The following is an 11,101-nucleotide window of genomic DNA, read 5'->3' on the forward strand; positions in this document are numbered from 1 at the left end:
GTTATGCAGAAAAAAAGTAAGGGCCTATTAGGCTTAGTGATCTTGTGTGTGATTTTGGCAACCGCTGGCCTCTGGCAGGTAAAGCGTTTTGCCGCGCATCCGCTATTGATCCAGCAAGAAACGATTTATACTCTACCTGCCGGGTCCGGCCGTGTCGTGTTAGCGCAGCAGCTCGAATCACAACATATTGTGCCGCGTGGCCCGTGGTTTGGTTGGCTGTTGAAAGTTGAGCCACAGCTGTCGAAATTTAAAGCGGGTACCTATCGTTTAACGCCGGGGATGACGGTACGTCAACTACTGGCCTTATTAGCCAGCGGCAAAGAAGCTCAATTTCCTGTACGTTTTGTCGAAGGTCAACGTGTCGAAGACTGGTTGAAAACGTTACGCAACGCGCCGTGGATCACTCATCAGCTTGTTGATGATCAGTTAACCACTGTGGCGCAGGCCTTGGGGATGCAAGCTTCCGAGTTAGAGGGGGGCTTTTATCCCGACACTTACTATTACACGGCGAAACGCAGCGATATCAGCCTCTTGAAACAGGCGCGCCAGCGTATGGTGAAGCTTCAACAGACAGTGTGGGAACAGCGTGAGGCCGGTCTGCCTTATCAAGATCTCAATCAATTGGTGACCATGGCTTCAATTATTGAAAAAGAGACCGCGGTATCAGCGGAGCGCGGAAAAGTCGCCTCAGTGTTCGTGAATCGTCTGCGTAAGGGTATGCGTCTACAGACGGATCCAACGGTAATCTATGGCTTGGGCAGTGCTTACACCGGGGTACTCACGCGTAGCGACTTAGAAAAACCGACCGCTTATAACACCTATGTTATTTCAGGGTTGCCGCCCGGACCGATTGCCATTCCAAGCCTTGCCTCACTTGAAGCGGCCGCCCATCCTGAAAAAAGTGATTTACTCTATTTTGTTGCGAATGGTCAGGGGGGACACACCTTTACCTCGACCCTAGCCAATCATAATCAAGCCGTCAAAGCCTGGCGCAAAATTGAAAATGAGCGTAAAACCGGTGAAAAGTAAATTTATTGTGATTGAAGGTTTAGAAGGTGCAGGCAAAACCACTGTCCGCGATAAAGTCGTTAGCGAATTACACGCGCAGGGCATTACCGACATTGTCTTTACCCGCGAACCCGGCGGTACACCGCTGGCAGAGGCCTTACGGCAGATTGTCAAAGAGGGGATCGAGGGTGAAAGCATTACCGCCAATGCCGAATTGCTATTACTGTATGCAGCCCGCGTACAACTGGTGGAGACCGTCATTAAACCGGCTTTGGCGCGAGGCGCTTGGGTGGTGGGTGATCGCCATGATCTCTCCTCTCAAGCCTATCAAGGCGGCGGGCGAGGGCTTGATACTGCGATGATGAAAACGATCAAACAGTCGGTTTTAGGCGATTTTGCACCGGATATGACGTTATATCTCGATGTCACACCGGAAATTGGCCTGTCTCGTGCCCGTGCGCGGGGGCAGTTAGACCGGATTGAACAAGAGTCCTTAGCTTTCTTCCACCGTGCTCATCAGCGCTATAAAGCGCTTGCGGCGAACGATGCCAGCATCCTAACCATCGACGCCACGCAGCCCCAGCAGCAGGTGCAGCAAGCGGTACAAACCACAGTACGCCGCTGGCTTGAGGAACAGCAGTAATGCAATGGTTTCCTTGGTTAACGCCCTATTATAAGCAACTCATTGGACAGCACCAGGCGCAACAGGCGCATCCCGCGCAGATAGTGCATGCCCATGAAGGAATGGGCGTGGAAGCCTTAGTATGGGGCGTCGCACGCTGGTTACTGTGTGAAACCCCTCAAGGCCACAAAGCCTGCGGGCATTGCCATGGTTGCCAGCTTATGTTGGCGAATAATCATCCTGACTGGTATCCCATCGTCGCTGAAAAAGGCAAACAGCTGATCGGTATCGATGTGATCCGTGAGACTTGCGAGAAAGTGTGGCACTCGCCGCAGCAAGGCGGCGCGAGGGTGATCTGGATTGATGGCGCACAACGACTGTCCGAGTCGGCGGTCAACGCATTACTTAAAACGGTCGAAGAGCCGCCGGCAAACTGTTGGTTTTTATTTACCACGCCACAATTGAGTCAGTTACCGGCGACCCTGCGCAGTCGCTGTGTCGTCACCAATATCCTTCCGCCTGAAGAGTCGCAAGGGTTGGCTTGGCTCGCGCGTGAAAGCCAATTACCGGAGCAAACATTATTGACGGCGTTACGCTTAAGTGGTGGGGCGCCCGCACAAGCCCTTGAGCTGATGAATGCCCCACGCTGGCAAAAGCGAAGCCAATTAGCCGAAGGATTACGTGCCGCCTTACCGCGACAGCCGATGCAACTTCTTCCCATCTTGGTGGATGAACCCAGTAGCGAAAAGATCTATTGGCTGATGGCTTTCCTGTTAGATGCGCTAAAATTACAGCGTGGTAGCCAAACGTGGTTAACACATGTCGACGGTTATGAGGCCAGTCACTCTTTAAGGTCACTCATGGACGAACACTCGTTGCAGCAGATGGTTACACGGTGTCGCGACTGCCATGCATTATTGACACAAACCCCACAAGTTAACACCGAGTTGGTGATCAGCGACCTGCTATTGGCATGGGAAACGCTGTTAAATAACGCCTATTAAGTTATAGAGAAAATTATGTTTTTAGTGGATTCACACTGCCATGTTGATGGCTTAGATTATGAGAAAGAACATCAGAGCCTTGCAGAGGTCATCGATAAAGCTCAGGCCCGTGATGTTCGGTTTATGTTAGCAGTCTCCACCACGTTGAGCGCCTTCCCTGCGTTACAACAGCTTACGGCCAACCACCCACAAATTGCGCTCTCCTGCGGTGTACATCCCCTCAATCTTGACGACGACTGGGATATTGAGCGACTTCATACTTGTGCGAGTGACCCTAACGTTGTGGCCTTGGGCGAAACCGGACTGGATTATTTTTACCATAAGACGCCAGAGCTGTGGGCGATTCAGCAACAAGCGTTCCGTGACCATTTACAGATCGCGTGTCAGCTCAATAAGCCAGTGATTGTGCATACCCGAGATGCGCGTGAAGACACGATTAGCTTACTGGCAGAAGGTCATGTCGACCGCTGTGGCGGTGTGCTGCACTGTTTCACGGAAGACCGTGACACGGCGAAAAGGCTGTTAGATTTGGGAATGCACATCTCCTTTTCTGGGATTTTAACCTTTAAGAACGCTGAACAGATACGTGAAGCCGCGCGTTATGTGCCGATGGACAGAATCTTGGTCGAGACAGACTCTCCTTACTTAGCCCCAGTCCCTTATCGTGGTAAAGCGAATCAGCCAGCCTATACACGCGATGTGGCAGAATATTTGGCGGTAGTCAAAGGTCTCACTGTTGAGCAAGTCGCTGAGCAAACTACCGAAAACTTTGCTAAATTATTTACTATTGCTCCAGAGCGCTTAACATTATCGTAAAAACTCGCCGTGACGCGGCAGATGACCTAAAGGAATGACAGACCATGGCAGAAGAGACGATTTTTAGTAAGATTATTCGTGACGAAATTCCCGCTCAAAAATTATACCAAGACGAATTAGTGACGGCGTTTCGTGATATCTCACCGCAAGCTCCTAGCCATATCCTAATTATCCCCAACATTATTATTCCTACCGTCAACGATGTTAAGGCCGAACACGAGCAAGCATTAGGGCGCATGATGACGGTGGCGGCAAAGTTAGCCAAGAAAGAGGGGATTGCGCAAGACGGTTATCGCTTGATTATCAATTGTAATCAACATGGCGGCCAAGAGGTCTATCATATCCATATGCATCTGGTTGGTGGAAAACCCCTTGGACCGATGCTGACACGCTAATAAATCGGAGTCGAACTATGCGCTTTTTATGTTTGTTAGTACTGTCTATCGTCGGCGCAGTGGGCTGTAGCAGTAAACCGCCTGCCATCACTATTTCACAGCCGTTGGTGATGGGATCGGAGGTGCTTTCTGCGGGGATCACTGCCGATGCACCGGTGATTAACAGCGATCAAGCACCTGCCGCGACGACACGTGTTTATAACGACCGCGATGTTCCCGTCACCATCCATTACCACTATTATTGGTACGATGAACAAGGATTGGACATTCCACACGATGCGAAACAGCAATTCATGCGTGTTCCTGCGCACAGTTCGACCGAATTATTTTCTTCCTCTGGCAGCGTGAATGCTCGTCAGGTTCGTATCTATATTTCTCTCTGAGGACATTACCGTGACTAAATACTTAAAATATAGCAGTTCACTGCTCTTCGCTTGTTTGCTCAGTGGTTGTGTCATCAATCAATCGCAAAAACCCGCCCCCGTGGAGCAAGGTAGTGGCGCAACCCAGCCACCGTTAACCACGCAGCCAGGACAGAAAACGCCGCCGGTCCCGAATCCTCCACCGGTGACCCAACCTGAACCCGTTCCGCAAGCCCCCAAGCTTACCTCCATCGATTGGCCCGCGACCGTACAACCCTTAGTCAGCAAAATGGTGAATACTAAAGGTATTGCCTCAGGTAGCGTATTGTTGGTGGACCGTATCAAAAATAGTACCAATGGTTCGATCCAAAGTGATAACGCGAATAGCGCGTTGAATCAAGCCTTATCCGGATCCTCCTTTAGCTTAGTCACTGCCGAGCAGCTGGCCCAAGCGAAGAAAATCTTGGGGATTTCTCCAAACGATAGCTTGAACTCTCGCGGTAAAGCGATTGGCCTTGCGCGTAACCTGCATGCACAATACGTCCTTTACACCACGACGCGTGGCGATGTAAAAGCGGCACGTGTACAAATGCAGTTAATGCTGGTGAACACGGGCGAAATTATCTGGACAGGCAGTGGTAAAGCCAGTTACTAACGCCGATTGGCAGCTATTGCCGGGTCTTTCTGGCAATAGCTGGCGTAATCCGCATTGGCATGATGACGTTTACCGTTTTACCCCTGCACAACCGCTCCCTTTTGTGAACCGCCAACGTGAGTTTCGTATTCTTCGTCAATTACGACATAGTCAACTTGCTATACGGCCCAAAGAGTATAGTTCAGGACGGCTCACGGTGGAGTGGGTGAAGGGTACCCCGCTTGCGGGCGAGCGGTTTACTGCAAAGAATCGAGAGCTTCTGCAATTAATAATACGTTTGCATCAGCAACCGTTATTCGGGTATCGATTACCGTTGTTATCGCTACTGCAAAATTATTGGCAACTCTGTCGGCAGCGTCACCCTCTTTGGTTGCGGGAATTAAAACGGTTACAACGTCTTGGTGAGCCTCGACCACTTCGACTGGTGCCACTGCATATGGATCTCCATCCCGGCAATATCATCCAGAGTGAACATGGGCTGAGAGTAATCGATTGGGAGTACAGTGCGGATGGGGATATTGCGCTGGAACTCGCCACCTTGTGTCTACAGGACATCTCTCAGTCCGAGGCATGGATAAGTGCTTATGCGCAGGCGTTCACACTGGAGACGGCGCGTTTACGATCACAGGTCAAACGTTGGCAGCCATGGTTGTTACTGTTACAAGCAAGTTGGTTCCAACTCAGGGCTGAACAAACGCAGTGCGCTACGATGGTAGAGCAAGCGGCAGAGCGCTGGCGATACCTTTTACCTTATTGAATTGAGTACGATAGGACAAAACATGACTAGTACCCCAGGCCCGCTGATGTTGGATGTCGAGCAGTATGAGCTGGACGCGGAAGAGCGCGAATTACTGCAACACCCATTAACCGGGGGCGTGATCCTCTTTGCCCGCAACTACCACGACCCTGAGCAATTGGCCCACCTCGTCCAACAGATCCGTGAAGCCTCGCACACTCGTCTCGTGGTCGCGGTGGATCAGGAGGGTGGCCGAGTGCAACGTTTTCGTGAAGGATTTACCCAGTTACCCGCTATGCAATCCTTTCTTGCACTCAGTGCGAATGTCGATGAGGCGATTCAGGTCGCTCGCGAGACAGGTTGGCAGATGGCCAGTGAAATGACGGCAATGGATATTGATTTAAGCTTTGCCCCAGTATTGGATCTGGGTCATATTAGCTTAGCGATTGGCGATCGAGCGTTTAGCGATCAACAGGAAAAAATCTTGCCTGTGGCAGCCGCCTTTATGGAAGGGATGCATAGTGCAGGAATGAAGACAACGGGTAAGCATTTTCCGGGTCATGGCGCGGTCGTCGCGGACTCTCACAAAGAAACGCCTATCGACCTACGAGAAGCCAGCGAAATCCGTCAGAAAGATATGGCGATCTTTCGCCACTTTATCGAGCAGCATCAGCTTGATGCGATGATGCCTGCCCATGTGATTTATCCCACGATTGATGACCGTCCCGCGAGTGGCTCACCCTATTGGTTAAAAGAGGTGCTGCGCGAAGAATTGGGCTTTAAAGGCGTGATCTTCTCTGACGACCTTCATATGGAAGGTGCTGCCGTGATGGGCAGTTACCCCGATCGCGCAAGACAATCTCTGAATGCGGGGTGTGATGCGATCTTAGTCTGTAACCACCGCCCGGGTGTCATCAGTATTTTGGATGAGCTACCGGTTACTCAGGCTGGGTGCCTTGAGCGCCTCTATCATCATGGACGCTTCGAGTGGAAAACGCGACAACACCATCGTCGCTGGGTGGCCAATCATCAACATCTGGCGACCATTCAGCAGCGCTGGTTAGAAGAAAAACAGAAGCCGCGCGACAATTAATCGTCAAAAGGGGGACAGCATGTCCCCCCTCTCTTACTCCCGCCACGTTTTTTTATCGTATCAAACAACTTAATTTATGCATCTGTGCCAATCGGCTTGATTAAGATCAAATTTATTACGCTGAATAATCTGAGCATGCTATGCTGAATTCAGTGAACGATTTTACTTTATAACCCTATGTTAATTAAGTTTATTCTTAACATTTTTTTAACTAGGGAAGGTTAATCTTTGGGGGTCATGTGACTACGACGAAACAAAAAATTGTAATAGTAGGCGGCGGTGCAGGGGGCTTGGAACTTGCTACGCAACTAGGGAATAAACTGGGACGTAAAGGCCAAGCAGAAATAACGCTGATTGACCGCAACCCAACACACCTATGGAAACCGTTATTACACGAAGTCGCTACCGGATCGATGGATGAAGGGATCGATGCTTTGAGTTATCTGGCTCATGCTCACCATCACCACTTCCAGTTCCAATTAGGGAGTCTGGTGAATATTGACCGTGAGACCCAGCAACTCGAACTGGCCCCTATCCACGATGCACAAGGTAACGTGTTAGTGGATGCCCGCAGTGTGAGTTATGACACTTTAGTGATGGCATTAGGCAGTACTTCTAATGACTTCGGTACACAAGGTGTCAAAGACCACTGTATTTATCTCGATAACCCGCAACAGGCTCATCGCTTCCGTAATGAAATGCTGAACCAATTCCTCAAACACTCTTCTGCACAACAGAACGATAAGCCAGTGAATATCGCGATTGTCGGCGGGGGCGCGACGGGGGTGGAGCTTTCCGCTGAGCTCTATAACGCCGTAAAACAGCTCAATAGCTACGGTTATAAAACCCTCGGCCGTGAAGCGCTTAACGTTACGTTGGTGGAAGCGGGGGAGCGAATTCTTCCAGCCTTACCGACCCGTATTTCGGCGGCGGCGCATCAGGAACTGACTAAATTAGGGGTACAAGTCAAGACGAGTACCATGGTCACCAGTGCACAGAAAGAGGGCTTAAATACCAAAGACGGTAGTTTTATTGCGGCAGACCTAATGGTCTGGGCAGCAGGGATCAAAGCGCCTGATTTTATGAAAGAGATCGCGGGCTTAGAAACTAACCGTATTAATCAGCTGGTGGTTCAGCCGACGCTACAGACCACGCGGGATGAGAATATTTATGCGATTGGTGACTGTGCCAGCTGTGCACTACCAGAAGGCGGCTTCGTGCCACCCCGTGCGCAATCTGCTCACCAAATGGCTTCGCAAGTACTAAAAAATATTTTAGCGGCGCGTAAAGGTAAGCCACAAACGGCCTATAAATATAAAGACCATGGGTCATTAGTCTCGCTTTCGCGTTTTAGCACCGTCGGTAGCTTGATGGGTAACCTGATGCACGGTTCGATGATGGTTGAGGGGCGTATCGCGCGCTTAGTCTATCTGTCACTTTACCGCATGCACCAAGTGGCCCTGCACGGTTACTTCCGCACTGGCTTAATGATGCTATCGGGCAGTATCAATAAAGTCATCCGACCTAAATTAAAACTGCACTAAAGTAAGAGGCCGCGATAGCGTAATGCTGATCGGCTAAGGATCATCTAAACGATCCAGTTATTAACTAAATCCGTAATCGAATGTCGATGATTACGGATTTTTTATGCTTATTGAGTCAGGTTCTGAACCTCTCTCAAAAATCATTCTCCCTAAAATTATCTATACTTTCTTTTTGTATTAACGAAACTGATTGATGAGTGCCTGGCTGATAGTGGCGTTGTCGCTATGAAAATATTCTTTTCTATGGAAATAGTATAAACCATGGTTGGCATGGTGAGTTTCTGTTCTTATTCGATGAATGGACTCGTGCTATATCATAATCGTCTGCTCAGCCCTATTAACCCTGACTCTGGATCGATTTTTCGCGCATTACGACCTGCGAGTCTACAGATTGATGGCGGTCTCGCTTTTTATTCAATGATTGGTGCAAGCATCTTCACTTATCTACTACTTGTCGGCGTCTACCTGCGCGGGGATGAGTAAATATCCTTTTCTCTCTTATCGAAGGCGTTAATTCTTCATTCCTATAGAGTGATTTACAGCAAAAAAATGAGTGAAATTTTTCATTTATAAAAACTTTAACTGTATTTTATCAGCATGTGATTGTTATGGTTGTGCCGAAAGTCTACTCAGTGAAAGCGATCAACGTGTGACAGGACTGTTACGCGCCAGACATAAAAGGGATCATTGTGGTTTTTTACGTATTTTACTTCCTACACCAGGTATTGGTGCTGGTGTGCCCACGCGCATTGATTCCACATATTAAGGCTTGGTGTTATCCACAATACTTGGTATTCCTTCGTCCACCTTTGACCGGCCCAGTTTCGCTTCGCTAAATTAAAGCCCTAGTTTATTTAAAAACCAGAATAATGTGTGGTGTTAGTAAAGGATTTTGTGTTGAGTAAATAATTTCTATTTTGTCGTCGGCGGGGTATCACAGGAACTAACGTTAATATTTATCTAGATTGAGGAGTGGGATGCAACGGATGGAGTCCGCATCCCGTTATCTGCCCCGCAAGGTTTTATGAAGGATCGTTTCACCGTTGGCTTTACGGTAAATTGGCAATATTAAGGATTCAGGGATGAATAAAAATCGCTATCGTATTGTGTTCAACCACGCCCGAGGCATGGCGATGGTGGTCGCCGATATTACCGTATCGGCTTATGCGCTTACCGCACCTTGCTCCCCCGCAACTCGCCTACCTTCTTCGGCGACGTTCCGTTTAACGCGGCTAAGTTTGGGCATGTTGTTGGCCGTAGGCGGTATCAGCTTTCCGGCCCAGGCGAAGGTTGTCGCGGACTCGCAGGCCTCTGCGCACCAGCAGCCGACCGTCTTACAGACGGCGAACGGTATCGAGCAGATCAATATTCAAGCCCCGAGTGCCGCAGGGGTGTCGCATAACAAGTATACGCAGTTTGATATTGAGAACCGGGGCGCGATCCTAAATAACGGCCGGACCATTAGTCAGACCCAGCTCGCCGGACAGGTTGCTGGTAATCCGTGGCTCGCCAGAGGCGAAGCAAAAGTTATTCTCAATGAGGTGAATAGCAAAGACCCCTCTTTGCTTAATGGCATGTTGGAGGTCGCCGGTCGCCAAGCCGACATTATTATCGCTAACCCCGCGGGAATTACCTGCGATGGTTGTGGCTTTATCAACGCCAATCGAACCACCTTGACCACCGGGCAGGTGCAGTTATCGGATGGCCAAATCAGCCACTACGCGGTGCAGCAGGGGATGATCCGCGTCGAGGGTAAGGGGATGGACAGTACTCGCCAAGACAGCACTGAGCTACTGGCCCGTGCCGTGAAAATAAACGCCTCGCTGCAGGCGAAGGCCCTGTCGATCACCACCGGCCAGAACACGATCGATGCCCGCAATGGCGAGGTAACGGTGCAAACAAGGGAAGGCAGTGAACGCCCTCAGTTTGCGATAGATGTCTCCCTGCTGGGGGGCATGTACGCCAATAAAATTGTGTTACGCGGGACCGAGTCCGGCGTTGGGGTCCATAATGCCGGGACGCTGGGCGCTGCCGCGGGAGAGGTGATGATCACCACTCAAGGTACGCTGACGCACAGTGGTCATCTGCAAGCGAGCCAGCATATCCAGCTGTCCGCTGCGGGGAAAATGTCGAGCCGTGGCACAATCGCTGCCGGGATCACGCGTGACGGGAAAACGAGCCAAACCGGTCACTTACTGCTATCTAGTAAAGACGCTATTACGCTCAGTGGTGATCAGCGTGCCAAAGACAGTGTAGTCGTTAAGGCGACACAGATCACCGCCGATACCAGCCAGACTCACGCCAATCGCGTCGACTTTATCGCCAGCAAAGGCAACGTCGAGACACGAAAGGCCGTCGTCGTGGCGCAACAGATTAGGGTTGATAGCGCGCAACAGCTTAATAATGATGGGGGCCACCTGAGTGGCGAAACACTCTCCATTAAGGCAACGCGACTCTCCAATCGTTCGGGCACCCTACAGCACCGCGGTGAACAAGCCTTAACGCTGTCACTCCAGGACGGCATTGATAATCGCCAAGGCCGCATCATCACGCAGAGTCAGCGCTTAACACTGACCGGCTCGCAACTTAACAATCAGCAGGGGCAGATCAGCGCCGCGCAGATTGCGATCAATACCGCCTCATCCAGCCTGAACAATCAACAAGGGGTGATCAGCGCCAGCAAAAAGCTCGAGCTGACTAGCCAAGGAGTGGATAACGATCGGGGGCTGATCCAAGCAGGCGAGTCGCTGACGATTGCCGCCCAACAGGGCAGGATCAGCAACCGAGAGACGTCGCAGAGTGGCGGCATTATCAGCCAGGGCCCGTTAACGCTCAGCGGCGATGCACTGGATAATCAGCAAGGACT

General features: G+C 50.5%; 12 protein-coding genes. All 12 read left to right on the plus strand.

The window, feature by feature from the left end:
* Positions 1 to 3 precede the first annotated feature (3 nt).
* Positions 4 to 1,029, plus strand: a complete 1,026-nt coding sequence (mltG, locus tag BMX14_RS13935) for an endolytic transglycosylase MltG (protein WP_092677775.1) — start codon at positions 4 to 6, stop codon at positions 1,027 to 1,029.
* Entirely contained in the window at positions 1,019 to 1,651 is a 633-nt protein-coding gene (gene tmk, locus BMX14_RS13940; protein ID WP_092677777.1) for a dTMP kinase, read from the plus strand. The genes mltG and tmk overlap by 11 nt, the downstream gene beginning before the upstream one ends.
* Complete coding sequence (locus BMX14_RS13945; protein ID WP_092677779.1) at positions 1,651 to 2,634, plus strand: DNA polymerase III subunit delta' C-terminal domain-containing protein; 984 nt, start codon at positions 1,651 to 1,653, stop codon at positions 2,632 to 2,634. The genes tmk and BMX14_RS13945 overlap by 1 nt, the downstream gene beginning before the upstream one ends.
* Positions 2,635 to 2,649: 15 nt before the next feature.
* Positions 2,650 to 3,450: a YchF/TatD family DNA exonuclease gene (locus BMX14_RS13950; protein WP_092677781.1), complete on the plus strand. Its 801-nt coding sequence runs from the start codon at positions 2,650 to 2,652 to the stop codon at positions 3,448 to 3,450.
* Between the two features lie 44 nt (positions 3,451 to 3,494).
* Positions 3,495 to 3,845 (plus strand): purine nucleoside phosphoramidase, encoded by a 351-nt coding sequence (gene hinT / locus BMX14_RS13955; RefSeq protein WP_092677783.1) that lies wholly within the window; start codon positions 3,495 to 3,497, stop codon positions 3,843 to 3,845.
* Positions 3,846 to 3,862: 17 nt separating this feature from the next.
* A complete protein-coding gene (locus tag BMX14_RS13960) occupies positions 3,863 to 4,228 on the plus strand; it encodes a YcfL family protein (protein WP_092677785.1) in 366 nt (121 codons plus the stop codon).
* Between the two features lie 10 nt (positions 4,229 to 4,238).
* Complete coding sequence (lpoB, locus tag BMX14_RS13965; RefSeq protein ID WP_092677787.1) at positions 4,239 to 4,862, plus strand: penicillin-binding protein activator LpoB; 624 nt, start codon at positions 4,239 to 4,241, stop codon at positions 4,860 to 4,862.
* A complete protein-coding gene (gene thiK / locus BMX14_RS13970) occupies positions 4,843 to 5,619 on the plus strand; it encodes a thiamine kinase (protein WP_092677789.1) in 777 nt (258 codons plus the stop codon). The genes lpoB and thiK overlap by 20 nt, the downstream gene beginning before the upstream one ends.
* Before the next feature lie 46 nt (positions 5,620 to 5,665).
* Complete coding sequence (gene nagZ / locus BMX14_RS13975; protein WP_092677807.1) at positions 5,666 to 6,691, plus strand: beta-N-acetylhexosaminidase; 1,026 nt, start codon at positions 5,666 to 5,668, stop codon at positions 6,689 to 6,691.
* A gap of 239 nt (positions 6,692 to 6,930) precedes the next feature.
* A complete protein-coding gene (locus BMX14_RS13980; protein WP_092677791.1) occupies positions 6,931 to 8,235 on the plus strand; it encodes an NAD(P)/FAD-dependent oxidoreductase in 1,305 nt (434 codons plus the stop codon).
* Between the two features lie 306 nt (positions 8,236 to 8,541).
* Entirely contained in the window at positions 8,542 to 8,718 is a 177-nt protein-coding gene (locus BMX14_RS16610; protein ID WP_177173168.1) for a hypothetical protein, read from the plus strand.
* Between the two features lie 599 nt (positions 8,719 to 9,317).
* A partial coding sequence (locus BMX14_RS13990) for a two-partner secretion domain-containing protein (protein ID WP_143056423.1) occupies positions 9,318 to 11,101 on the plus strand: 1,784 nt, incomplete at its 3' end.

This window comes from Rosenbergiella nectarea (assembly GCF_900111105.1).
Classification (GTDB): domain Bacteria; phylum Pseudomonadota; class Gammaproteobacteria; order Enterobacterales; family Enterobacteriaceae; genus Rosenbergiella; species Rosenbergiella nectarea.

Excerpts from the sequence above, each read along its gene's own strand:
- BMX14_RS13945 (WP_092677779.1), top strand. The coding sequence starts at position 1,651 with ATGCAATGGTTTCCTTGGTTAACGCCCTATTATAAGCAACTCATTGGA.
- mltG (WP_092677775.1), top strand. The coding sequence starts at position 4 with ATGCAGAAAAAAAGTAAGGGCCTATTAGGCTTAGTGATCTTGTGTGTG.
- hinT (WP_092677783.1), top strand. The coding sequence starts at position 3,495 with ATGGCAGAAGAGACGATTTTTAGTAAGATTATTCGTGACGAAATTCCC.
- nagZ (WP_092677807.1), top strand. The coding sequence starts at position 5,666 with ATGTTGGATGTCGAGCAGTATGAGCTGGACGCGGAAGAGCGCGAATTA.
- BMX14_RS13960 (WP_092677785.1), top strand. The coding sequence starts at position 3,863 with ATGCGCTTTTTATGTTTGTTAGTACTGTCTATCGTCGGCGCAGTGGGC.
- BMX14_RS13950 (WP_092677781.1), top strand. The coding sequence starts at position 2,650 with ATGTTTTTAGTGGATTCACACTGCCATGTTGATGGCTTAGATTATGAG.